We start from the raw sequence: 23,788 nt of genomic DNA on the forward strand, positions 1-23,788 counted from the left end.
GTTCATCTCGATACACGCTCCGAAGAAGCCTGTGTCCGCCGACGGCGCGAACACCTTTCCCGTCGACTACATGTGCAAGAAACTCGACCTGTCCCGACAGGGCTACTATGCGTGGAAGAAACGCGGCCCGTCTCGGAGGGAGAAGGACGACGCCACCTTGTCGACCATGATCAGAGCTGTTTTCGACCGTCACGAGGGGCGGTACGGCGTGCGGCGGATCTTCCACGAGATCCGCCGCCAGGGCGTCGCCGTCGCCTACAAGCGGGTCCAGCGGCTGATGGCGACGATGGGCCTGGTCAGCGTGCATCCGCGTCCCCGCCGGCCGGTGACGACGGTGCAGGCCGCGGACTCCTCATCGCTGCCTGATCTTGTCGGCCAAGACTTCGCCGCGTCCGCACCGAACCAGTTGTGGTACGGCGACATAACATATATTCGCACCTGGGATGGCTGGGTGTACATGGCCTCCGTCATCGACGCGTTCTCTCGGAAGATCGTCGGCTGGGCGGTCGCCGATCACATGCGCACCGAACTCGTTCTCGACGCGCTTCGTATGGCCGTCACCCGCCGGCGGCCACCCGGCGGCGTCATATTCCACGCCGACCGAGGCGGTCAGTACACCAGCCGTGAGTTCGTCGCCTTCTGTCGCGACAACAACGTCCGAAACTCCGTCGGCCGTACCGGGATCTGTTTCGACAACGCCGCGGCGGAGTCCTTCTGGGCCACCCTCAAGAAGGAGTTCGTCCACCTCCACCCGTTCGATACCATAGACCGCGTCCGGGCGGGGATCTTCGAATATGTCGAGATCTACTACAACCGGCAGCGGTTGCACTCCTCGATCGGCTATCTCACGCCTGTCGAGTTCGAGGAAGAATTTGACGGACAAACACTTCGTGCTGCATAGTTAGGACTGTCCACGAAAGTGGGGAACCCTCCACTCGCGCCGGTCACGCCCTGGCGTGGCGGGGATCGGGTCGCGGGCGTGGGCCAACAGCTGGTAGGGCTTCTCGTCCATGCACACCACGGGCACGCCCGGGTTGTGGGGCCGGGCGTAGACCGCCAGAACGTCTTCCATCCGCGCGGCGAACTGCGCGTTCGCCCTCGGTGGGATGGTCCAGCACTTCCTCAGATGAGGACGCAACCTCGTTTTTTTAAGACCCGGCCGATGGTGGAATGGTCCAGGCCCGGGATGTCGGCGACCAGCGCGACGTGCTTTTCCAACAGCCGCAGCGACCAGCGTGCATAACCAGCCGGTGGCTGCGAGCATGCCAGCGCGATCAGTCTGGCCTCAACCTCGCCGGTCACCGGGGAAGGCACCGGGGGAAGCTCCCGTGCCTTCCGACCGATCGTGGCCCCCACATCCCCACCGGTCTCGGTGAACCGCTTCGCGACCAGCCGCAGCGTCTCACCCGAGACCCCGACCCGGACCACGAGTTCTTCTTGGGAGGCAACCGGGCCGACCGAGGTGTCCAACGCGAGCAGGACCCGCGCCCGCCGGATCATCGACGCCGGATGAACCCCCGTCGAGGTCACCCGAACCAACTCGTCACGATCAGCCTCGGTCAAGGTGACCGGCCACTTCTTCTGCGAACCCACGACACAGTCCTGACCGGCAGAGGGACGGGGAGACCTGCCAGACCCAACCCTCTCACCCAGACACAAGACACACCAGAACTAAGCAGCGACAGTCTACTAGTTACGCTCAAGATAGGGGTAGTCCGCCAGGAGTTCGTCGATGGTGTGGCCCGCCGCGAGCTGCCCGACCACAGCGCTGGCTGTGACCCGCATGCCCCTGATGCAGGGCAGACCACCCATCTGTGCCGAGTTAACGGTGATCCGTTCGAAGGCCACATAGCTACGCTAACGGCAGCCGGTCCAGAGTGCCGGTGCCGCGATCTCAAAAGATCCGGCCTTGTGGACGAATCAGCCAGGCAGCAGTCTGACTCGCTGAGCGTCGAGCGGTCGTGGCTCTGGCTTTTCAGATATCCTCAAGCTGGTTGTCGACCTGGTGTCTTATGGTCAGTGGCGAGACGCCGAAATGGCTTGCGATGACGTCGAGGGCGGCGTCCTCGTCGTGTGTCTCGAGAGTCGCCAGTGCGCGGCGTATTCCCTCGGCCGGGGCAAGCAGCTCGGCCGCGAAGGCGCCCGCTACCCGGTCATCGCCGATGTGGGCGGAGGACAGGAGAAAGGTTCGCTGATGTGGCCGGAAAAGCGCCCGGCCGAGCGCCTTCGCGCGGCGGAACGACCGATAGTGGCTACCAGGCCCCACCGTGCTCGCGAACTTCGGTGAATCGCTCAGCGCGAGCCCGCACCGGTCGTCCCTGACAGTGGCAAAGCCCTGCAGGCCGCCTGCGGGGCCCTGAAGTGTCCGTGCGCCGACCCAGGCGGATATGTCGAAGGGTGCGGTCGCCTCGGTGTCCAGCGCCTGCCGCACCGCGCGTGCCATGTCGAAGCCGACATGCCACGGCCGCCGAAGGCCAGCGCTGTCCGGCACGGCGCCTGAGGAGAGCTCACCCGCCACCGCCGCACGAAGAGGCGTCAACGACATCGCGGCGTCCGCTGACGCCCGGCCCGCCGCTTCGGACGCCTTCGGGAGCCACGCAGCGGCTGTGCCAAGGGTGTCGAGGTCCGCACTGTCCAGAAAGTCGTCCCGCAGCTCGTCCGGGATGGCCGGCACGATGGCCAGCAGTTTCGTCGAGGCCTCCTCGTCGACCGAATACGGGTCGAGACCCAGCCTGGCCGCCGCCAGACAGAAATCTCGCTCCTCTTCGTCCGCGCTTCCTATGTCCGCCCATTCCGCGGAAAGCGGCGTCTTCCCGACGCCCGACTCCGCAAGTCGGTCAAGGACGCGTTGGACGATGCCGGCCAACGCCTTTCCGGCCTCGTCGGAACGCACCAGCGCTCGTCCGCGTGACGCGAACCGCAACGGCCCCAGTGCCCGGTCCTCGTCGGCGGCCCAGACAAGCCGGGTAATCGCCCCTTCGGGCACCACTGTCAGGTCCGGCCAGGCCATCCCGTCCCCGGCGCCTCGCAGGTTGTGCTGGCGCAGCCAGGGATACCGGCGCAGATTGGACCACGTCCAGTACGCGGACCTGGTAGCCGAGGGACGAATGTGCCCGGTCAACGGCCACCAGTTGGTGGCGATCCATTCCGCCAGCGGGTAAAGGCTGCCATAGACCGATCGCCGGAAGGTGCCGCCGGGCTCTTCCACCTGCGTCACGCATCTGCCGTCCACCCACAGCTCGTACCTTGCCCAGGTGGCGGCCAGCTCAGGAGCACACACGCCGGGTGCGTCGAGCCACTCGACCCGCAGCTCGATCCCGACGCTCACAGAAGCCACCCCGGAGCTTCCTCGGGAAGGATCGGATATCCCTTGTACTCGCCGGACCCCGAGTTGCACAGACGCGCTTCGTAGACGCGTTCACCTGCCCGCGTCCATACATAGCGCGGAAAATCACCCTCGACGTACGCGCTGACGTTGCCGGCCCGCACCGCGTCGTACAACCATTTGGCGACATCGTCGAGCGCCAGGTCACGTGGGCACACCGACGCGTCACTTCGCAGCTTCCCCGGCCCGGCGCTGGTCATGTAGTCCTTGTGCTCGGGACTCGGGATGCTAGGAAACCCGCGTGGCCAGGGCAGCCAGATACCCTGGATCAGCAGGTGTCAGCCGGGTTGAGCTGCGTGGCCGTCGGCGACGGGGCGCCCGCATCGCGACCCCCTACATCGTGTCCGGTTCGGCAGGGCTACAGGATGAGGGTACCGGCGGCCGTCGACCCGAACACGCCGCATCTGTGTCTTCGGAGTGGCTCGTGGCCCGCTGTCGTCTGCCTGTGCCGGTGCCGCGATCTCGAAGACCCGGCCTTGTGGACGAATCAGCCAGGCAGCGGTCTGGCTCGCTGGGCGTCGAGCGGGAACAGCTGCCGATACACCGGACAGGAGGTGGTGTCGATGGCCAGGTCACAGGCGTGCTCTCCGGCCGGCTGGGAGAGGCGGGGCCTGGAGCACAGCCCCAGGGAAACCCCACAGGTCTGCCGGCACCGCGCGCGGCTGGCCGAGCGGCACACGATATGCCTGTCTGTCAAACCACACGATTTTGATCATCACCCAGAACCTCCGACGCGCCGAGGAACCGGGGAAGTTCTGGGAAACATCGACATCTTGCTGACCTGCACAAACGTTATCAATCATGGATTTTGACGCGGTTGCCCACAGCCCCTCCCGGAGGCTCTGGAACGAGCTTGCATCGTCGCAGGTCAGCGGGGGTGAAAATCGCGGTAGGGTTCCCGCACAAGCAAAATCCGAGCCGGATTGCAACTTGATCTGCTCGTCATCGCCCTCGCCGGCACGTCCCCACACGAGCAAAATCTGAGTCGGATTGCAACAGCATCGGCAACGTCACTGTAACTGCGAAAAAGGTAAGTCCCCGCCCGGGCAAAAACCGAACCGGATTGCGATGCCCGGGCTGAGCAGGGCTCCGGCTCTCTTTTATGCCGCTGTGGTGGTGGCCGTTGTCGGGGGCGGCTGGGCGGGGCGGTATGATGATCAGATGTGACTACCGCGTTCCCGTCGTCGGCAGCCGCGTCGGGTGGACGGGACAGCGGGGGTGGTCGGGGCACCCAGGATGGTCTGGGTACTCAGGGCGGTCTGAACGCTCAGGGTGCTCCGGGTGGCCCGGGTGGTGTAGCCGTGCGGGTGGCGAACACGAGCGTGGGGTCTGTCGGCAGGGACGCGGGGCCTGTTATCGAGGTGGACGGGGTCGGGAAGACCTTTGTGGTGCGGCGCAGGGCCGGGCGGATGCGGCGGGAGCGGGTGGACGTTGCCGCCGTGAGTGACCTGACCTTTCGGGTCGACGCCGGGGAGATGGTCGGGTATCTGGGGCCGAACGGGGCCGGGAAATCCACGACGATCAAGATGCTGATCGGGATTCTGGTGCCCAGCGCCGGGCGCATTCGGGTCTGTGGTCTCGACCCGTCCCGACAGCGCACGGAACTGGCGCGTCGACTGGGAGTGGTTTTCGGGCAGCGTACGACGCTGTGGTGGGATCTGCCGTTGCGGGACAGCTTCGACCTGCTCCGGCGTATTTACCGAATACCGGCGGGACGGTATCAGGAAAACCTTGACCACTTTGTCGAGCTGTTACAGCTTGCTTCTTTTCTTGACACGCCCGTCCGGCAGCTCTCGCTCGGTCAGCGGTAACTAGTCAGGTAGTTTTTGATCTTGAGTTAGCTGATCGCGGGCATCCAGGGACGGCCCTCGGCAAGTTGGACGAGAGCGTCGAACAGGCTGATGCCGTGTTTGGTGGCGGTGGACAGGTAGCTGCGGATCGCGCAGAACTGGCGGGCGCCGGTGAGCGTGCGTAGGCAGCCGGATACCTTCTGCCGTAGTTTGATCATGCGGATGTCGCGTTCGGAGCCGTTGTTGTCCGCGGGAACCCGCCAGTCGCGGGTGAACCGAAGGTAGTCGGCTTCGCGGTCGACGAGCCGGCAGGCCAGGGCATGGCGGGCGGCCATGAGTTTCGTGCCGCGCGGCGAGGTCTGGCTGATCCCGATGTGAGCGGCGTGGCGCAGCTGCCGGGTCTGGGTGGCCGGTGCCTGCTCGTCGATGGTGACGCCGGTAGTGGCGGCGTCGACGGCGAGGCGGTGCAGGGCGACGAGCGCGTCGCCTGCCTGGGCGGCCCAGCACCAGGTTCCCGTCGGGGCCGCGTCGACGACGGCCTGTAGTTCGCGCAGCACGTGAGCGACGCACAGCTGGTGGGTGGCGCCGGTGTAGCTGTCGTAGGGGGCCCAGGCGTCGTGGACCACCACCCCACCGAAGGCGGGAAGCACCCCGAGGGCGTCGATCCCGCCGCTGCCGCGGGTGGCATGGCAGTCGATCAGCGTGTACTTGTCGGTGCGGGCGCAGTGCACCCAGTGCAGTTTCCCGGCGACCCGCAGCCCCGTCTCATCGGCCCCGATCACGTCGGCGGCGGCCAGCAGACCCCGGACGGTGTCACGGAAGCCGTCGAGTCCGGCGGCGGCACGGGCGGTCATCGCACCGACCGTGCCCGCCGAGATCGGGATCCCAACCAGCTCGGCCAGCGCGGTCGCGGTCCGCTCCTGCGACAGGAACTGACCGGAATACAGGTAGACCACCGCCGCGGCCACCCGCGGCCCGTACTGCACCGGCGCGTCCACCCCGGCCGGTGCCGCCGCCTTCGTCCGCGTCCCGCAGCCGCACTCCCGCTCGATGAGCTGATGTTCGACCACATGCGGACGTAGTTCGGGCAGGTCGAACACCTGCCGCCGTTCGGTCCGGGTCACAGGCCGGCCCGCAAGCCCCGCCCCGCACCCCGCACACGGCCCCGGCTCATGCCGCAGGCGCACATCAGGCTCAGCGAGCATCCGCAGCGTCGATCCCGGATGCCCGCCCTGCCCACCGGGCCTGCGGCCGGTCTTCTTCCGCAGCGACTTCGGTGGCGGTTTCGCCAGCCCGTCCGAACTCGGTGGCTTCGCCGAGTTCCGCGAGTTCTTCGCGACCTGAGCTTCCAGCTCGGCGATCCGCACCCGCGCCTGTTCCAACGCCGCAGCGGTCTCGACCAGCTGCGCCCGCAGACTCACCACCAGCGCCGCGAGCTCGTCATACGACGGCACCGGCGGCGACGCGGGCGGACCATCCGACACACCCGGACCCTACGGCCCGATCAACCACACAGCACCAACGACCCGGGCCTTCAGGCCATCGAGGAGTCCCAGCCAGCCGGGAAACCAAAAACAAACGATCTACCAGACCTGACCAGTTACGGTCAGCGTATGCGCGGTGATCTCACGGCCGCGCTGCTACACGATCCGGAGATCGTGTATCTGGACGAGCCGACGATCGGTCTCGACGTCGTCTCCAAGGCCGCCGTACGCGGCTTCCTCACCGCGCTCAACCGGGAACGCGGGACCACCATCATGCTCACCACCCACGACATGACCGACATCGAGCAGATGTGCCCGCGGGTGCTCGTCATCGACCACGGCCGGCTCGGTTTTGACGGGCGACTGGCGGACCTGCGCGCCCAGATCGGCGGGGAGCGCGTCCTGGTCGTCGACCTGGCCGAGCCGCGGCCGCCGATCGACGTGGCCGGTACCCGGGTGGTCGAGGTGGACGGGCCCCGCCAGTGGCTGGCGTTCCCGGCGGGCGAGAGCGCGGCGCCACTGGTCGCCGCCGTGGCCGACCGGTACCCGCTGGCCGACCTGTCCATCCGCGAACCGGCAATCGAGGAGATCATCGCCCGGCTGTACACCTCGGGCACCGTGGACGCTTCGGGCACCGCAGGCGCCGCGAACACCTCGGGCAGCGTGGACACCTTGGACGCCGCGAGTTCCCCGGACATCGAGGAATCCTCGGGCGCGAGGAATCCGTGACCGCGGCATCGCTGACAGTGGCGTCACGGTGAGAGGGGGTGTCGGTACCTACCTTGCGGTCGCCCGGTACAGCGCTCGGCGGTATGCCGGTTATCGGGCCGCCACGGCCGCGGGGGTGTTCACCAACACCGTGTTCGGGATCATCCGTGCCTACGTCCTGCTCCAGGTGTGGCACCAGCGGCCTGGCCTCGGCGGGTACGACACCAGCGGCGTCGTGACGTTCGTCTTCCTCGGGCAGGGGCTGATCACGTCGATGGCGCTGTTCGGCGGCGGCATCGACCTGCCCGAACGTATCCGTTCCGGCGCCGTCGCGATGGACATGGCCCGGCCGGTGGGCTTCCAGACCTGGTGGCTGGCGGACGACGCCGGGCGCGCCGCCGTCCAGCTGCTCACCCGAGGGTTGCCGCCCATGCTGGTCGCGGCCCTCCTGTTCGACCTGCGCCTGCCGACACCCGCGAGCCCGGCCGCGGGCACGGCCGACGCCGGGGTGTGGGGTGCCGTCGGCGTGTGGGGGCTGTTCGCCGTGTCCGTGGTCCTGGGTTTCCTGGTCAGTTTCGGGCTGCGCTATCTGATCGCGCTCGCGACCTTCTGGCTGCTCGATCAGCGAGGGCTGGAAAGCGCCTACACCCTGTTCACGGTGTTCTTCTCCGGTATCTCCATGCCACTGACGATCATGCCGGGGGTGCTGCGGGACCTTGCCGAGGCGCTGCCCTTCGCCGCGATGATGCAGGTGCCGGCGGACGTCCTGCTCGGCAACCGGACCGGCACGTCGCTGGTCGCGGCGATCGCGTTCCAGGTGGGCTGGGCTGTCGTGCTCCTCGCGGCCGGCCGCGCGCTCACCGCCCGCGCCACCCGGAAGCTGGTCATCCAGGGTGGCTGACAACAGCGCGGTGCGGCACTATCTGCTGTTCGCGGCGGCCTGGACGCGGGTCGCCTGGCAGTACCGGGCCTCGGTGCTGCTGCTGGCCGTCGGGCAGTTCCTGGCGACCGGGCTGGACATCGCGGTGATCGGTGTGCTGTTCACCCGCGTGCCGCACCTGGCCGGTTTCGGCCTCGCCGAGGTGGGTTTCCTCTTCGGGACGTCCTGCACGGCCTTTGCCATCTCCAACATGCTGTTCGGGACGCTGGAACGGGTCGGCGAACGCATCCGGGACGGCAGCCTCGACGTGATGCTGGTCCGGCCGGTCGGGCTGCTCGTGCAGGTCGCCACGGACGGTTTCTCCCCGCGCCGTCTCGGCGGGATCGTCCAGGGCGTCGGTGTTCTCGGGCTGTCCCTCGCGGGGCTGGACGTGCCCTGGACGACCGGCCGCGTCCTGCTCGTCGCCACCATGGTCATTTGTGGGGTCGGCGTCTTCAGCGCGGTCTGGATCGCCGGGGCGGCGTTCCAGTTCGTCGTCGAGCAGGCCGCGGAGGCGATGAACGCGGTCACCTACGGCGGGAGCTTCCTGACCCAGTACCCGATGTCGATCTACGGCCGGGACGGGATGCGGCTGCTGACCTTCCTCGTCCCGCTGGCGTTCCTCAACTGGCAGCCCGCCCTGTACGTGCTCGACAAGCCCGATCCGCTGGGTCTGCCGTCCCTGTTCCGTTTCGCCTCCCCGCTGGTGGCCGCCGTTCTGCTGGCCCTCGCCGCCGCGGCCTGGCGCGCCGGCCTGCGCCACTACCGCTCCACCGGCAGTTGATCTCCAGACGGGCCGGGCACGTCTTTCGCACCGGTCTCATCCCGGGGCGGGCAGGCCAGGAGCTTCCTGGCCTCGGCGGCGGCCTGGATCGAGGCGGCCAGCTCCTCACCCTGGGTAAGGCGGTCACAGGTCCGCTCCTGTCGTGATGGGCCGGGCCGCGGCGAGGAAGCCCTCGACGAGGCCGGGCCGGGAGTAGTAGGCGTCGCCGATCCCGTCGGCCACCCGGCGGCGCTGGTACTCGAACAGGACGGCGAGCTTCCACAGCGCCATCGCCGTGTACCAGTCGACGTTGGCCACCTCGGTGCCGGTGGCGGCCGCGTAGCGGGCGGCCAGCTCGGCGCGGGAGGGATAGCCGTCGGCGAGGGTCGCCGCGCTCATCTCGGTCAGCGCGTGCGGTGGCTCGCCGGGCACCGCGTAGGTGGCCAGCAGGTAGCCGACGTCGCGCAGCGGGTCGCCGATCGTCGCCAGCTCCCAGTCGAGCACGGCGACCAGCCGGGCGGGCGGGTCGGCGGCGAGCATGACGTTGCCCAGCCGGAAGTCGCCGTGGACGATCGTCGGCGCGGCCGGCGCCGGCGGGTCGTCGACCAGCCATTCCAGCAGCGCGCCGAGTTCCCCCGGCAGGCCGTGCCCGTCGGGGTCGACGATCCGCGCGAAGCGCCGCAGGTGACGCGTGACATCGCCAGAGGGCCGCCCGAAATCCCCGAGGCCCGCGGCTGCGTGGTCGACGCGGTGCAGCGCGGCGAGCGTGTCGACGAGTGCCTCACCGACCGCGCGCCTGCCGGCCGGCGTGTCGAGCGCCGGTGGCGTGCGGGTGGTGGCGACGATCCCGGTGACGTGTGCCATGACGTAGAACGGCGCGCCGATCACCGCGGTGGACTCCTCGACGGCGAGGATCCGCGGCACCGGGACCGGTTCGTCCCACAGCGCCCGCTGCACCCGCGCCTCGCGGACGACGTCGTGGCCGCCCGGCGGGATCGGCGGTGGCGGTGGCCGGCGCACCACCACCCGGCGCTCGCCGTCGGACACCAGGTAGGTCAGGTTGGAGTGGCCCTCACCGATGCGCCGCAGCGTGATCGGCCCGCTGACCAGCCCGCGGTCGCGCAGGTAGGCCTCGAGCCGCGCGGTGCCGAAGGGCGGCGCACTCCCGACGGGCGAAGCGGCCTCGGCCGCCGGCGCGCTCCCGGCGGACGAGGCGGCCCTGACAGGTGGGACACCTCCGGCGGACGAGGCGGTTTCGACGGGCGGGGCGGTCTCGGAGGATGCGCTCACTGCGCGTCGACCAGCCGCTTCAGGTAGCCGCGGGGCCACAACGTCTCGAACTGCCCGGCGCCGGCCTCACCGTCGATGGTCACCTGGCAGGCAGCCTCGGACATCAGCGTGTCGGAGCCGACGGGCAGGTGCGCGATGGCGTAGCGCCGCATCCACAGGTGCGTCGTCCCGCCGCGGGCGTCGGTCAGCTCGGCTTCCAGGCTCTCCTGGCCCATCTCCCTGTCGTAGGTGGCGTGGTGGCGGCTGTCGACGATCGCCACCGGTTCGCCGTCACGCAGCACGTAGCCGTTGACGCCCAGCTCGCCGCGGGCGATGTGGAACATCGCGTTGAGCTCCGCGCCCGACGGGGTGCCGGCGGCGAGCCACTTCCAGTGGTGCACCGCGCTCCAGTGCCGCCGGCCCCAGGAGTGGTCGCGGTGGGCCCACACATCGGCGAACGGGATGACCCGCTCGCCGACCCGCAGGGTGCCCGACGCGCGCCCGGCCTGCTCGAAGCGGTTGGTCGCCATCCACGGCGGGCAGCCCGCCGGGTTCTCGCGGTAGCTGAAGGGCCGGTGGCTGGCCTCGAAACGGTAGTCGATGTCCACCTCGTCGCCGGCAAAAACGATCTCTGCGGTGCGCAGCGGGTCGGGCTGGCGCAGGTACAGGCCCGCACAGTGCCAGTCGTCCAGCTCGCTGGCGTCGCCCAGTTCGACGTTGAAGGCGCCCACGACGATGTTCCGCTCGCGCTCGGGGAAGTAGACGCAGATCTGCCGGCCGGCGACGCCGCGCCCGTCGGTCCAGACGTAGACCTGCGCGGCGATCCGCTCGGCGGGCAGGACCAGGTTCCAGAACAGGCTGTCGCGGGTCTTCACACCCGGCGCGACCCGGTGGCGCAGGTCGTCGCTCTCGACGACGTGACCGGTGGTGAACGTGACGCTCATGCGTAGAGCTCCTCGATGGTTTCGGCGTAGCGCTGCTCGATGGGCCTGCGCCTGAGCTTCGCTGTCGGGGTCAGCTCGTCGCCCCCGGGGACCCAGTCGTGGTCGAGTACCTTCCAGCGCTTGATCTGCTCGATCCGCGCGAGCTTCTGGTTGCCCCGCCGCACCGCGTCCTCGACGGCGGCGGCGACCTGTGGGTGGCGGGTGAGCGTCGCGAAGTCGGCCGGCGGGATGCCGGCCCTGGCCCGGAACGCCTCCAGGCCGTCGCGGTCGAGCACGATCAGCGCGACGTTGTACGGGCGGCGGTCACCGACCGCGACGACCTGGGCGATCAGCGGCTGGCCGCCCTTGATCGCCTGCTCGATCGCCGACGGCGACATGTTCTTGCCACCGCTGTTGATGATCAGCGCCTTCTTGCGGTCGGTGATCGTCAGGTAGCCGTCGTCGTCGATGACGCCGATGTCGCCGGTGCGCATCCAGCCGTCATGGAGGACCTCGGCGGTGCGCTGCGGGTCCTCGAAGTAGCCGGGCATGACCGTGACGCCGCCGACGAGGATCTCGCCGAAGTCGCTCAGCGCCAGGTGGTCGGCGTCGGCGTCGGCCACCCGTAAGAACGCCTGGCACAGTGTGGGCTCGGATAAGATCGACTGGATCGTGGTGTTCAGTGGTCTGCTGGCTGGTGATGTGCTGCTTGGCGGTGTGCTGCTTGGCGGTGCGGTCGTCGGTGGTGTGGTTGCCACGCTCATGGGCCCCTGCCTCCTCCGGTAGCACCCCAGGACCCTGCCACCGTTGTTGATCGGGGGCTACGGCCCGGCGAGTGAACGCCCTCCCCCGCTGGGCGTAGACAGCTCCGCCCTGTGATGCGCACGCCCTGTGTTGCGTAGTTGCGCTACGCTGCCAGGCAGTGGACGAGCTGCCGCAGCGCATCCGCAGCCAGCGCGCGCGGGCCCGGGCGGTCCGTGGCTACGTCGAGAAACAGCTCTGGACGGAGCTGGACCAGCGCATCGCGGCCGTGCGCGCCCAGGCCCCCTCCGCCGGCTCCGCGGCCCCCGCCGGCCCCGCCCCCTCCGCCGGCTCTGCCGGCCTTGAGGAGCTGGAAATCCTCGTACGCACGGCGGACGAGCTGCGCGCGTGCGAGGAACAGAACCTCTGGATGGGCGACCGCGCGCGCGTCGGGATCCACCGGGCCCTCGGCCGGCTGCGCCGGTGCGCCTCCAGCGCCGAACTGCTCGAGCGCGTCCCGCCCGAACTTGCCCGGGCGTGCGGGTTCGCCCGGGCGATGATCTCGCGCGTCCACCACTCCGAGTGGATCCCGATCCTGCCGCCGCCGGGCGTCGACCCGGACACCGACGCGTTCCGACGCGCGTTCGGGGACAAGCCCACGCTGTCCCTCCGGCACATGCTGCTCGAGGCCGAAATGGTGCGCCGACGCATCGGCATCCTCGTGGCCGACGCGGCCAGCGACCCGCGCTGCCACGAAGCCTTCGTCACGATCGCCGGTGCGCACAGCTACGTCGGCGCGCCTCTCATGCCCAGCGGTCGTGTCATCGGCTTCCTGCACGCCGACCGCCGCGGGCAGGACCATCCGGTCACCCAGGACGACCTCGACAACATCGTGCTCTTCGCCGAGCACGTCGGGCTGTTGTACGAACGCGCCGTTTTCGCGGAGGAGCTCCAGCACCGCCGCGCCCGCGTCCAGGCGGCCCAGCTTGCGCTCGCGCGTGACCTCGACGCGGTCAGCAACGCCGAGCTGCGCCTCCAGCTGCCGCCCACGCCCGAGGACGACCCGGAGGACGATCACCGGGACAGCACCCCACCGCCAGGACGGATCGCGCTGCTGAGCACCCGCGAGCGCGAGGTGCTCGACCTCATCGTCGCCGGGGAGACCAACAGCGGCATCGCCCGTGAGCTCGTGCTCGGCGAACAGACCGTCAAGACACACGTCGCGCACGTCCTGCGCAAGCTGGGCGCGACCAGCCGGGCCGAAGCCGCCGCCCGCTACCTGCGCATGCGGGGCCGGTGACGGCCTGTCCCCGGAAGAGTCTGTCCCCGGAGAGGAGGATCATGCCTCCTACAGAGCCAGCAGCGCCGACAGAGCTGGCAGAACTGGCAGAACTGGCAGAGCCGATGCCCCCGGCGTGCCTGGCAGCGTCGACGCCCCCGGCCGGCGGGCGGCGCGATCCCAGCGAACGTCAGATCATCGCCGAGGCTGCCCGGCTCGCTCAGCGTGCCCACCACTCGTGGGGCCTCGCGCTACCGCCACAGCCGCGCGGGGCCGTCCAGAGCCAGCCCGTCCAGACGTTGCATCAGTTGCGCGCGACAGCCGACCGGGCTCTGGCCGAACTTCGCCGACGGACGGGCCCCGTCGATCCGGAGATCCGCGACGACCTGTTGCGCGCCCTCGATCTCGAACTCCACCTCAGCCGCCACATCCTGACCCGCAGATCCGCGCGTCGGGCGGCCCTGCGACGCGGGCTGGAGCGCCTGCGGCCGGTGGCGGATCCGGCACATCTGCTCGACCGCGCCTGCGTCGAGGCGCTGCGTAGCTGCGGTGTGCGGCGCGCGATGCTCAGCCGGGTCAGTGACGGTGTCTGGTCCCCCTGGCGATCGGCCGGCACGGTCATCTCGGGCGGCACAGCGGTCTCGGCTGGCACGGCCAGCGGCACGGGCACCGCGGCGGCGTGGCACGAGCTCGGCCCGATGCCCATCGAGCGCCTTCCGCTGGAGGCCGAGGTCGTGGCCGAGAGACGCCCGGCTCTCGTCGAGCGTCCGGTGAGCGATCCCCGCGTCCACCCCGTGCTGCGCCGGCTGCTGACCAGCTCGTTCGTGGTCGCCCCGATCGCCCCGGCCGACACCGTGATCGGTCTGCTGCACCTCGACCGTTCGGGCGAGGCCCGCGAGGTCGACCGTGACGACCTTGAGGTGGCCTGGGCCTTCGCCGAGGGCTTCGGGCGTGTCTACGAACGTGCGGTCCACCGGCAGCGTCTCGACGCACAACGGCGTCTGGTCCAGCGGGCCGCCCAGCGCCAGGACCTCGACACCGCGCCGCTCGACCACGCCATCGACATCCTCCCCACCGTGCCGCGCGCCCGGGCGCTACGAACCCGACACCGCCAGCCCGCCGGTGGACGCCCCCGAGGAGTCACCGGGCATCCTCACGAGCCGCGAACGCGAGGTCGCCGACCTGATGTGCGCCGGCCTGCCCAACGAACAGATCGGCGAACGCCTCGTCATCTCACCCGCGACCGTCAAAAGCCATATCCGCGCCATTCTGCGCAAACTCGGGGCCGCAAACCGCTCCCACGCCATCGCCATCCACCTGCGCCATACACACAACCCGGCATGACCAGCGCCCGAGAGCCTCCCCGAGTCAGCAGACAGCACCACCGCAATGCGCTCCGCGGGACAGCGGAACAGGTGATCACAAGGTTCGTCGTGGGCGTCGGCCGGCTTCCGGGTTGCTGGGTTTCACAGCGATAGGCAGGCGTGTCGCAGGGTCCACACCATGCTTCCCGTGCCGGCTTTGCCGCCCGCGTGCCCGGGTGAGGTGGAGGTGGCTGGCAGGCGGCCGTGCAGGAGGGTTGCGGACAGCGGTGGGACGTCGATACGCCAGAACACCTCTGGGGGCGATCGCAGCGCCGTGACCAGCGCGGCTCGGACGACCGCCGGATGGGTCACGGCGATCACGTTCTCCGGGTCGGTGGCACGGGCGGCCAGCCATGCCGCGACGCGGTCGAGCAGGTCTACGACGGATTCGCCGCCGTGCGGTGCCGCGGCCGGGTCCTCGGTCCACAGCCGCAGGTCCGCGGGGCTGATCTCGTCGAGCGAGCGGCCCACCCAGGCCCCGACGTCGAGATCGCGCAGGGCGGGATCGGGCATGGCCGACAGGCCCAGCGCCTGAGCTGTCTGACGGGTGCGCAGGGAGCGGTCGCACCAGGCCCGCCCACCGCGCAGCGCCCGTCCGGAGGGGGTACGCGATGCACCCGACGTGTGCGTCATGTGCGATGTGGTCACGGCGGCGGCCCGACGGGCTTCGGCGTCGTCGATGGTGTCGTCGTCGACGCCGAAGCGCGCCGCTCGCACGGCGGCGGTCCGGGCGTGGCTGACCAGGGTCAGCCGCAGCGGTCCGCCCGCGCTCACGCCCCGGTGGCGACCGGTGATCCGCCCGAGGCCGTGGGGGCCTCCCCCGCCGCCAGCGCCGGCACCGGCGCGGCGCCCGGTGTCCGGACCGGGGCGGGACGGTTGGCGCGTTCCGTCAGGGCGCCGAAGAGCAGCCCGACGGTGGCCCACAGTGTCGCGTGGATCGCCAGGGAATCGACCCGGAAGCGCCACAGCACGTCCGCCGGGAAGCCCTCCGGTGTCTCGTCCGCCGCCGGCAGGGCGTAGTAGGCGAGGCCGATGACGACCAGAGCACCGACCAGCGCCAGCAGTGCCGCGTCCCACGAGCCGAACCGGGGGGCGAGCCGCCGGGCGGCCACGAAACCGCCGACGACCACGGCCAGTGAGATCAGCATCGCGGCGAAGTACAGGCTGGTGCGCTCACCGAGCGTGTCCGGGTTGCCGACCGCCGGCGGGTTGGCCGGGTACTTCAGGTTGGGCAGCAGGTACATCCCCGCGAAACCGGCGAGGGCCACCAGCCCCGCGGTCGTGCGGGCGCGCAGCGCCCCCAGCCGGCCCTGCGCGACGGCGTAGACGAGGGAGAACAGCCCGCCGACGGCGACTCCGAACGCCAGCAGCCCGGTGAACAGGCCGATGGTGCTCTGCACCGTGCGGGACACCATCTCCGGCTCGGCGACGGCCCCGGGTGCCTCGTGCGCCGACTCGAACGCGATCGCGAGGCCGACCTGGCTCTCCCCGAAGACCTTCGCGACGACGAAGGTCAGGACAGCGGCGACCACGCCGACCAGCATCCCGCGGATCAGCAGCGTGCGAACCATGTCGCGCCCCCGCTCAGTGGCAGGGGAAGCCGAGCAGGTGACGGGCGTCGTGTACGAACTCGTGGACGTTGCTGCCGGCCACGAGCGACATCGCGCCCTGCTCCGCGCCGACGAAGTAGAGCAGGACCAGCGCCAGGAGCGACCCGAAGAGCGCGAACGGGGCCAGTTCGTTCAGCGGGATCGTCGGCAACGGCGCCGGGGCGGCGGGGGCGTCCAGGACGCTCGGATGTGCCATGGCGGGACCTCCACAGGAATCACGCGTTCCACTCGGGCAGGACTTGTCCCAGCGATGGGTCTGACTTCCGGTGCCACCTCTGGGGTAGCTCCGGTGACAGTGGCGCGACCGTGCCGGATTCACACCGGCTTCCACCGACTCGAACAGTCTGAGAGAAGCAGCACCCAACCCCGCCGTCAAGCCTAATCGGCCAGATGGCATCCCGGCGTGCCTGTCACGCTCGGGCCGCGCACCTGCGCGCAGTGAGGATCCATCTCCAGATTCCACACTCTTAGCTTCCGAGCGCATACCTAGAGCGACCGTCGACCTGCGGAACAACCCCGGTCACCCGCGGCGGGGCGGCGAGATGCCGCCGGCCATGGCGTTTCGCAAGGGCTCCCGGACGAGCTGCCAGCCCATCGCCCGCGATGGGCCCGACGGAGCCACCGTCACGACGCGCCAAAGGACTACGGAACAACGCGCCAAAGGGCCTCGGAAAACGGCAGAAAGTCCGGCGTTCCCACGAACGTCCCAGGCCGGCCAGACTGTACGCACTACACTGTTTCTTGTATTTTTCCGAAACCTTCGAATCCGGCACGAACCGTCCGTGCGAATCACCGGAGAGATATTTTCAACCCGAAACCCGACACCGGTACGGACCGACAGAAACAATGCAGCAGAGCCGGGACAGAAATCCCCGAGGACCTTGACCAGACGGCAGGAACAGGAGGATAGCGGTGAGCGACAGAACCGCCGAAAGCCAGCCGCTGCACGTTCAGGGCCGGGACGCCGTCATTGCCGGCTCCGCCGGCGTCCAATGGCGCGACGGAGCGCCACCGGACTACCGCCACTCCAGGGAGACAATGCCTGGGGAACGCACCCGTCAGCACGCCGAGGGCTCGCTCGCCGACATCGTCGAGAAAGTGGTCCAGGTGTTCGAGATGGAGCTCTCGCACAAAAAGGATCCGGCCCAGTGGGTCAGCATGGTGACCGAGCAGCTGCGGGTCCGGACGAACGGCGGCCCGGCGGCCACCGCCGCCGACCTCGCCGAAAAGGGCAGCTACAACATCCTCATCGGCGAGAACCCCTACTACTCGGCGGACGACGAAACATTCGAGTCCTCTCATGACGTGTTCCACAGAGCATTCCCGGGCGGCTTTTTCTGGGAGGTGCTGGACGTTTATTCGCCGCCGCCTGTGATCGCGTTCAAATGGCGGCACTGGGGCACCTTCAGCGGGCCGTACAAGGGAGCGCCCCCGACCGGCGAGCGTATCGAGATCTTCGGTGTCACCGTGGCGCGCTGCGCGGACGACCTCAGGCTGGTCGAGGTCGAGCACTTCTACGACAACACCGCTTTCCTCAGCCAGCTCGCGGGCGGCCATCCGGTGTGAGAGCCTGGGCGCGGCATACACCTGCCCGCATGCCGCGCCCACCCGCGACGGTTCACGGAAACCGCCGCGCCGTCAGACGGCCACCGGCACGCGGGTCCAGCCGCGTTGGACGAATGCCGGGCGCCGTACCGGCGTGCCCGCCGGCCGCAGCCGCGGAAAGCGTTCGATCAGGCAACGTACGGCGATCGCCACCTCCACCCGGGCCAGCGGCGCGCCCACGCAGAAATGGACCCCACCGCCGAAGGCGATGTGCGGGTTCGGGTCCCGGCCGATGTCGAACTCGTCCGCCCGCTCGAACACCTCGCCGTCCCGGTTGGCCGAGCCGAGCAGGGCGGCGATCCGTTCCCCCGCCCGGACGACGACCCCGCCGATCTCGACGTCCGCCATCGCGGTCCGTTCGAACAGGTGCAGCGGCGAGTCGAAACGCAGGAACTCCTCGGTCGCGGTGGCGGCGAGCCCCACCGGATTGCCGGCCAGCCGCCGCTGCTGGCCGGGATGGTTCAGCAGGACAACCATCCCGTTGCCGAGGCAGTTGACGCTGGCCTCGTGCCCGGCGTTGAGCAGCACCACTACCGTGGCGACCAGCTCGTCCTCGCTGAGCTGGTCACCGTCCTGCTCCGCCTGGACCAGATGGGTGATCAGATCGTCCTGGGGGGCATGCCGGCGCCGGGCCGCGAGCTTCCGGACGAAGGCGTCGAACTCGGCCGCGGCGGCGCGGGCGGCGGCCTCCGCGGCAGGCGTCCGCCCATACTCGTTCATCTTCATCATGGCCGCCGACCAGGGGCGCAGCAGGTGCCGGTCGCCGTCCGGGATACCGAGCAGCTCCGCTATGATCATCACTGGCAGCGGTTCGGCGTAGTCGACGATCAGGTCGAACGGCTCGCCGTCGCGGGTCCTTTCCTCCAGCCCGTCGAGGAGGCCCCCGCACAGCTCCTCGATGTGCGGGCGCAGCCGTTCGATGTTGCTGCGGACGAACGCCTTGCCGAGCAGGCCCCGCAGCCGGGTGTGCTTGGGCGGCTCGCAGCCGAGGACCGAGTCGCGCTCGAGCTGGTTGAACAGCGCCCACAGGTCCTCGGGCTGTCGCGGCGGGTGGATCCTGCCCAGCGCGCGATGGCGCACCACCGCGTCGGCGTCGCGGTACCTGGCGGCCAGCCACATCCCGAGCTGTTCGCTCCACAGCGGGCGGCCGGCCGCCCGCAGCTCGGCGAAGACGGGGTATGGGTCGTGGACGAGCCCGGGGTCGCGGGGGTCGAAACAGTCGGCGCCAGTATCGACCCGGCGGGACAGGACCACTGCCGACTCCTTCCGGGACGGGGCACCACCCCACACGCAGCCCCCCACCACCCCGACTATCGAACCAGCGCCGGCCGACACCCGACGGAGAGACCGCCGCCTTTTCCCGCACCACACGTGCGTGGTTGATCACATCACCCGTCAGGGCCGGCCGACAGTCCACGCAAACACACCCAACCCCGGCCCGGTTCCATCCCGAGCCCGCACAGGCCCCCGGCACCAGCTCCGGCCGGGCCGGATCCGATGGTCAGGCCCTGGCCGGGCGGTCGTGGACGGTGTTCTCGGCGCTTACGGGCCAGAAGTGCCCCACCAGCCGCCAGGCGAGCTCCACCAGGGCCATGCCGACCGCGCCGCAGGCGGCCGCCACCGCGACGACGCCGGTGTCCGACGTGTCGAACTCGAAGACGCGCTGCCCCACGGGCAGCAGCAGGCACAGCAGAAAACCACTGACCATGGCGGCCAACAACACGATCTTCCACCAGGCGTACGGCCGCGCCACCACCGCCAGCACCCATGTGGCGATCATGACAAGTGTGATCACGACGGCGGTGCTGTCCTGCTCGGAGGTGCCCTCACCGCCGGAGCGGACGAGCAGGTAGGTCACGAAACTCGCCACCGCCACCACGACACCCGCCGGTACTGCCCGGCGCATGACCCTCGGCACGAACCCGGCCCGGGCCCGCTCGGTGTTGGGCGCGAGCGCCAGGAAGAACGCCGGGACACCGATGGTGAACCAGCCGATGAGCGTCACGTGCCGGGGCAGGAACGGGAACCTCAGCTGCGCCGCCCCGATCAGGATGGCCAGCAGCACCGAATAGACCGTCTTGGTCAGGAACAGGACGGACACCCGCTCGATGTTGCCTATCACCCGCCGCCCCTCGGCCACGACGTGCGGGAGAGCGGCGAAGGTGTTGTCCAGCAGGACGATCTGCGCGACCGCCCGGGCCGCGGGACTGCCCGAGCCCATGGCCACGCCGATGTCGGCGTCCTTGAGCGCGAGCACGTCGTTGACCCCGTCGCCGGTCATGGCCACGGTGTGGCCGTCGGCCTGCAGGGCCTGGACCATGGCGCGTTTCTGGTCCGGCGCCACCCGGCCGAAGATCGACGCCGCCGCCATCCGCTCGGACAGCGCGGCGGTGTCGTCGGGCAGCGTCCGGGCGTCCACAGGCTGGTCGGCGCCGGCAATCCCGAGCGTGCTGGCGACCGCCGCGACGGACACCGCGCTGTCCCCGGATATGATCTTCAGCTCGACGTTCTCCGCGGCGAAGTAGCGCAGGGTGTCGGCGGCATCGTCGCGGATCTTCTGCTCGATGACGAGCAGCGCCACCGGTACCACCGCGCCGGGCACGCCCGGCGCGTCCACCAGGATGCCGGCCCGGCCGAGCAACAGCACCCGCAGCCCCCGGGAGGCCAGTCGGTCGGCCTCGGTGAGCGCGCAGTGCCCGGGCGGCAGCAGGACGTCGGGCGCGCCGAGCACCCAGTGCCCGTGCCGGCCGAAGCTCGCCCCGCTCCACTTCCGGGCTGAGGAGAACGCCGCGGTCGCCGTCGAGGCCCAGGTGTCCGGACCGCTCGGGAACGCCTCGGCGACCGCTGCCAGGCTCGCGTTGGGACGCGGGTCGGCGGCGGCCAACGCCCGCAGCGCCTCGCCGACCTCGCGCACCTCGCCGGCCGCCCAGCCGTCTCCGGCAGATCCGCCGGCCGCCCAGCCGGACCCGGCAGGCTCGGCGGTCGTTCGGCCGGCCGTGGCGGAACCGCCGGTTCCCGCCGTCCCGTCGGCGTCGGTGTCGGCATCAATGGGACGGATGATCACATCAGGCCGGGCGGAGCCGTCCGGGGCGGGCTGCCCGTCAGCGTCATCGGCGCCGCCGGCCAGGCCCGTCCCGATGGACGCGCGCAGCAGACGTACCTCGGTCAGCCGCAGGCGGTTGTCGGTGAGGGTGCCGGTCTTGTCCGCGCACACGACGCTGACCCGGGCCAGTCCCTCGATGGCGGGCAGCTCCTGCACCAGGCACTTGTGGCGCCCCAGCCGGATGACACCGATCGCGAACGCGACGCTGGTGAGCAGGATGAGCCCTTCGGGGACCATGGGGACGAGCGCGGCCACCATCCCGCGCACCGCGTCGTCCGGGTCGGCGTCGTCGAGCCGGAACTGACTGAAGATCGTCAAAGCGCCGGCGGGAATGATCAGGAAGGTGACGAACGTCAGGATCCGGTCGATGCCGCCACGCAGCTCCGAACGCACGAGCGTGAACCGGCTGGCCTCCTCCGCCAGCCGGGCGGCATAGGCCTCCCGACCAACCTTGGTCGCACGGAACACCCCGGTCCCGGCCACCGCGAAGCTGCCTGACATGACGGAATCCCCGGGGCTCTTGTCCAACGGGTCGGCCTCACCGCTGAGCAGCGACTCGTCGATCTCCAGCCCGTCCGCGGCCAGCACCACCCCGTCGACGACGACCCGGTCGCCGGGCCCGAGCTCGATGACGTCGTCGAGCACGACCTCGCTGGCGGAGATCTCGACCGCCCGGCCGTCCCGGCGGACCCGGGGCCGGGCCTCACCGATGATCGCGAGCCGTTCCAGGGTGCGTTTGGCCCGCACTTCCTGGACGATGCCGATCGCGGTGTTGACCACGATGATCAGCCCGAACAGGCCGTCGGGAACGACCGGCCCGATCACCACGATGACGGCGAAGAGCGCACCGATGATCGCGTTGAAGCGGGTCAGGACGTTGGCCCGGACGATCTCGGCGACCGAACGGCTCGCTCGAACCGGAACGTCGTTGGTGCTGCCCGCAGCGATGCGCGCGGCCACATCCGCGGCGGTCAGGCCATCGTCGAGCCCGACAGCGGACTCCTGCGGAAGATCGACCGTTGCCACGACAACGAGGCTATCGAGACAGTGGCCGACACCACGCATGCTCCCACCCCGGATGCGGTCATGCCGTGCCCCCGGATCAGCTTCCGGGCCCCTGGGTCTGCTTCCAGCCGCCGTCCACGACGCCCGCGCGCGGACACACGGTCACGCGGGAGACACTCCGTGTTTCGTGCCCCGCGGCGCGCCGCCCGGGGCACGAGTGACCATTTCGGGACGGATACGGGCACGCCGGGCGCCCGCCGCCCCGCCATATGCGCCCCGCCATATGCGCCCCGCCATATGCGCCCCGCCATATGCGCCCCGCCATATGCGCCCCGCCATATCCGCGCCACCGTACACGCCACCGCAATACACGGCGTCCGCAATACACACCACCGTAATAAATGTCGCCGCAATATACGTCGCTGTACACGTGCGCATACGCGCTGTTTGTATGCGTATCATGCGCACGCCGCCGTCACACTATTCCCACCGGCGCCCCCGCCAACCAGCCCGACAGTTCTTCCGGACAACACTCACCCGTCACCGCTGGTTAGTCACCGCACGTAGGCTGTGCTGGGTCTGCGGAGGGGAAGCGCGATGGAGTTCCGGCACCTGGTGTCTTTTCTGGCGATAGCGGACGAGCTGCACTTCGGACGGGCCGCGGGCAAGCTCCACCTGGCCCAGCCCTCGCTGAGCCAGCATCTGCAACGCCTTGAACGTGAGGTCGGCGTCAAGCTGGTCGCCCGCACCTCCCACGAGGTTCGGCTGACCCCGGCGGGCGTCGCGTTCCAGGCCGAGGCGAAGCGGATCCTCGACCAGGCGAGCCGGGCCGTGCAGGCGGCGCGGGACGCCGCCGCCGGCCGCGCCGGCACGATCAACATCGGCTACAACTTCCCGGCCGGCCAGCGCATCCTGCAGCCGACCCTGTTACGGCTGAACAACACCCACCCCGGGCTGACCGCCCACCTGTGGGAAAGGCGCACCGGTCCCCAGCTCAAGGGCCTGCTCAGCGGCGAGCTCGACATCGGCTTCATCTTCGGGCTGCCGCCCACCAGCGACCTGCGTTCCCGGGAGGTGCTGCGGCTGCCGCTGGTCGCCGTGGTCGGAGAACAGCACGACTGGGCCTGCCGGGAACAGGTGTCGTTCCGCGAGCTACAGAACCAGGCCTGCATTCTGTTCAGCCGCACCCAGTCACCGGCGATGTACGACACGATCGTCACCACGGCCGAACGGGTCCGGATCAACCTGCGGGTCGCCGCCGAGGTCGACGACCCGGGCGCGACCGCCCTCGTGGTCACCACCCGCCCGCTGGTGGGGTTCGCCTCGGTCGAACGAGCCCGCCGGACGAGAGGGCCGGTCGCCATCCCCCTCGTCGACCCGATCCCGATGCTCTCCGTGCACGTGGTGTGGCGGCCGCAGCGGAGCAAGGTCGTCGACGCCCTGCTGGACGCCCTCGACGAGGCCGGGCCCTTCTGACCGGCCGCCCGGCCGTCGAGCCTGATCCACCCGGCGGACGCCGCCGGCGCCGCGAAACACCTGACCGGACCACCCGCCCCTTTGATCGCACCGTCCTCGACCGGACCCGCCGGCGGCGGCCCACACCGATGTGAAAACGACTCGAAGAACGACGGCGCCGCTTTTGGCCAAGCTGCCAGAAATAGCCTCCGGCGACGCATGCGAGCCCCGGTCGTGGTTATTGGAAAATCCAATCGCCCGAGTGGATTTTCCGTCTGTCGGCGACTTCTCCGGCCAGTCGGGAAATCAGTTGCGAAGATGTGGCCAGGCCCTGCGCCACGGGTGGTCCTACCGATAGAATTCGACGGTGACCCGCCCGTTCGAC

At 69.9% G+C, this 23,788-nt stretch carries 22 protein-coding genes and 3 pseudogenes; 11 read left to right on the forward strand and 14 right to left on the reverse strand.

Annotated elements, in window-relative coordinates; all coding sequences use genetic code 11:
• Positions 1-10 precede the first annotated feature (10 nt).
• Positions 11-901, forward strand: a complete 891-nt coding sequence (locus tag FSYMDG_RS14015; RefSeq protein ID WP_237703111.1) for an IS3 family transposase — start codon at positions 11-13, stop codon at positions 899-901.
• Here the strand turns inward: FSYMDG_RS14015 and FSYMDG_RS28580 are convergent, their stop codons facing one another.
• From FSYMDG_RS28580 to FSYMDG_RS14035, 5 genes are all read right to left on the reverse strand, one after another.
• Positions 902-1,072: a hypothetical protein gene (locus FSYMDG_RS28580; RefSeq protein WP_165440850.1), complete on the reverse strand. Its 171-nt coding sequence runs from the start codon at positions 1,070-1,072 to the stop codon at positions 902-904.
• 50 nt (positions 1,073-1,122) lie between these two features.
• A complete protein-coding gene (locus FSYMDG_RS14025; protein WP_043603661.1) occupies positions 1,123-1,593 on the reverse strand; it encodes a helix-turn-helix domain-containing protein in 471 nt (156 codons plus the stop codon).
• Between the two features lie 96 nt (positions 1,594-1,689).
• Positions 1,690-1,848, reverse strand: coding sequence for a DUF433 domain-containing protein (locus tag FSYMDG_RS24640; RefSeq protein WP_241250327.1), 159 nt, complete (start codon positions 1,846-1,848; stop codon positions 1,690-1,692).
• Between the two features lie 127 nt (positions 1,849-1,975).
• Entirely contained in the window at positions 1,976-3,328 is a 1,353-nt protein-coding gene (locus tag FSYMDG_RS14030) for a hypothetical protein (protein ID WP_043603663.1), read from the reverse strand.
• Complete coding sequence (locus FSYMDG_RS14035) at positions 3,325-3,585, reverse strand: hypothetical protein (protein ID WP_043603665.1); 261 nt, start codon at positions 3,583-3,585, stop codon at positions 3,325-3,327. The genes FSYMDG_RS14030 and FSYMDG_RS14035 overlap by 4 nt, the downstream gene beginning before the upstream one ends.
• 1,101 nt (positions 3,586-4,686) lie before the next feature.
• On the opposite strand from FSYMDG_RS14035, the pseudogene FSYMDG_RS14040 reads away from it, so the two are divergent.
• Positions 4,687-5,193: pseudogene (locus tag FSYMDG_RS14040) on the forward strand (ATP-binding cassette domain-containing protein); the annotation flags it as partial.
• Between the two features lie 29 nt (positions 5,194-5,222).
• Here the strand turns inward: FSYMDG_RS14040 and tnpC are convergent.
• Positions 5,223-6,659, reverse strand: a complete 1,437-nt coding sequence (gene tnpC, locus FSYMDG_RS14045) for an IS66 family transposase (protein WP_013871651.1) — start codon at positions 6,657-6,659, stop codon at positions 5,223-5,225.
• A gap of 114 nt (positions 6,660-6,773) precedes the next feature.
• Here tnpC and FSYMDG_RS14050 point away from each other — a divergent pair.
• From FSYMDG_RS14050 to FSYMDG_RS14060, 3 genes and pseudogenes are all read left to right on the forward strand, one after another.
• Positions 6,774-7,388, forward strand: a pseudogene (locus tag FSYMDG_RS14050) (hypothetical protein); the annotation flags it as partial.
• A 28-nt stretch (positions 7,389-7,416) separates the two neighbouring features.
• A complete protein-coding gene (locus tag FSYMDG_RS14055; RefSeq protein ID WP_013874081.1) occupies positions 7,417-8,268 on the forward strand; it encodes an ABC transporter permease in 852 nt (283 codons plus the stop codon).
• Complete coding sequence (locus tag FSYMDG_RS14060; protein WP_013874082.1) at positions 8,261-9,070, forward strand: ABC transporter permease; 810 nt, start codon at positions 8,261-8,263, stop codon at positions 9,068-9,070. The genes FSYMDG_RS14055 and FSYMDG_RS14060 overlap by 8 nt, the downstream gene beginning before the upstream one ends.
• Before the next feature lie 123 nt (positions 9,071-9,193).
• Here the strand turns inward: FSYMDG_RS14060 and FSYMDG_RS14065 are convergent, their stop codons facing one another.
• Genes FSYMDG_RS14065 through FSYMDG_RS14075 form a run of 3 tightly spaced genes read right to left on the reverse strand, consistent with a single transcriptional unit; the run spans position 9,194 to position 11,864 of the window.
• Positions 9,194-10,339, reverse strand: coding sequence for a phosphotransferase family protein (locus FSYMDG_RS14065; RefSeq protein ID WP_013874083.1), 1,146 nt, complete (start codon positions 10,337-10,339; stop codon positions 9,194-9,196).
• Positions 10,336-11,262: a DUF7064 domain-containing protein gene (locus FSYMDG_RS14070; protein ID WP_013874084.1), complete on the reverse strand. Its 927-nt coding sequence runs from the start codon at positions 11,260-11,262 to the stop codon at positions 10,336-10,338. Before FSYMDG_RS14070 ends, FSYMDG_RS14065 begins: the two co-directional genes overlap by 4 nt.
• Complete coding sequence (locus tag FSYMDG_RS14075) at positions 11,259-11,864, reverse strand: AMP-binding protein (RefSeq protein WP_043603667.1); 606 nt, start codon at positions 11,862-11,864, stop codon at positions 11,259-11,261. Before FSYMDG_RS14075 ends, FSYMDG_RS14070 begins: the two co-directional genes overlap by 4 nt.
• Before the next feature lie 22 nt (positions 11,865-11,886).
• Between FSYMDG_RS14075 and FSYMDG_RS26290 the strand changes: the two genes are divergently transcribed.
• From FSYMDG_RS26290 to FSYMDG_RS23255, 4 genes and pseudogenes are all read left to right on the forward strand, one after another.
• On the forward strand, positions 11,887-12,027 hold the full coding sequence (locus FSYMDG_RS26290; protein ID WP_157491020.1) for a hypothetical protein: 141 nt from the start codon (positions 11,887-11,889) through the stop codon (positions 12,025-12,027).
• Positions 12,028-12,163: 136 nt separating this feature from the next.
• On the forward strand, positions 12,164-13,282 hold the full coding sequence (locus FSYMDG_RS28585) for a LuxR C-terminal-related transcriptional regulator (RefSeq protein WP_013874085.1): 1,119 nt from the start codon (positions 12,164-12,166) through the stop codon (positions 13,280-13,282).
• A gap of 104 nt (positions 13,283-13,386) precedes the next feature.
• Positions 13,387-14,139: pseudogene (locus tag FSYMDG_RS30105) on the forward strand (GAF domain-containing protein); the annotation flags it as partial.
• A gap of 244 nt (positions 14,140-14,383) precedes the next feature.
• Complete coding sequence (locus FSYMDG_RS23255; protein ID WP_050803535.1) at positions 14,384-14,605, forward strand: response regulator transcription factor; 222 nt, start codon at positions 14,384-14,386, stop codon at positions 14,603-14,605.
• Between the two features lie 122 nt (positions 14,606-14,727).
• On the opposite strand, the gene FSYMDG_RS14090 is transcribed toward FSYMDG_RS23255, so the two are convergent.
• The 3 genes from FSYMDG_RS14090 to FSYMDG_RS14100 are packed head-to-tail and all read right to left on the reverse strand — an operon-like array spanning position 14,728 to position 16,431.
• Entirely contained in the window at positions 14,728-15,399 is a 672-nt protein-coding gene (locus FSYMDG_RS14090) for a histidine phosphatase family protein (protein ID WP_013874086.1), read from the reverse strand.
• Complete coding sequence (locus FSYMDG_RS14095; protein ID WP_013874087.1) at positions 15,396-16,196, reverse strand: CbtA family protein; 801 nt, start codon at positions 16,194-16,196, stop codon at positions 15,396-15,398. The genes FSYMDG_RS14090 and FSYMDG_RS14095 overlap by 4 nt, the downstream gene beginning before the upstream one ends.
• Before the next feature lie 13 nt (positions 16,197-16,209).
• Entirely contained in the window at positions 16,210-16,431 is a 222-nt protein-coding gene (locus FSYMDG_RS14100) for a CbtB domain-containing protein (protein ID WP_013874088.1), read from the reverse strand.
• Between the two features lie 716 nt (positions 16,432-17,147).
• On the opposite strand from FSYMDG_RS14100, the gene FSYMDG_RS14105 reads away from it, so the two are divergent.
• Complete coding sequence (locus tag FSYMDG_RS14105; RefSeq protein ID WP_013874089.1) at positions 17,148-17,801, forward strand: ester cyclase; 654 nt, start codon at positions 17,148-17,150, stop codon at positions 17,799-17,801.
• A 72-nt stretch (positions 17,802-17,873) separates the two neighbouring features.
• Here the strand turns inward: FSYMDG_RS14105 and FSYMDG_RS14110 are convergent, their stop codons facing one another.
• Both FSYMDG_RS14110 and FSYMDG_RS23260 read right to left on the reverse strand, forming a co-directional pair.
• A complete protein-coding gene (locus tag FSYMDG_RS14110) occupies positions 17,874-19,094 on the reverse strand; it encodes a cytochrome P450 (protein ID WP_013874090.1) in 1,221 nt (406 codons plus the stop codon).
• 247 nt (positions 19,095-19,341) lie between these two features.
• Positions 19,342-22,008, reverse strand: a complete 2,667-nt coding sequence (locus tag FSYMDG_RS23260; protein WP_013874091.1) for an HAD-IC family P-type ATPase — start codon at positions 22,006-22,008, stop codon at positions 19,342-19,344.
• Between the two features lie 555 nt (positions 22,009-22,563).
• Between FSYMDG_RS23260 and FSYMDG_RS14120 the strand changes: the two genes are divergently transcribed.
• Complete coding sequence (locus FSYMDG_RS14120; protein ID WP_347176561.1) at positions 22,564-23,424, forward strand: LysR family transcriptional regulator; 861 nt, start codon at positions 22,564-22,566, stop codon at positions 23,422-23,424.
• Positions 23,425-23,788 lie beyond the last annotated feature (364 nt).

The sequence above is a fragment of the Candidatus Protofrankia datiscae genome, from assembly GCF_000177615.2.
GTDB classification, from domain to species: Bacteria; Actinomycetota; Actinomycetes; order Frankiales; family Frankiaceae; genus Protofrankia; species Protofrankia coriariae.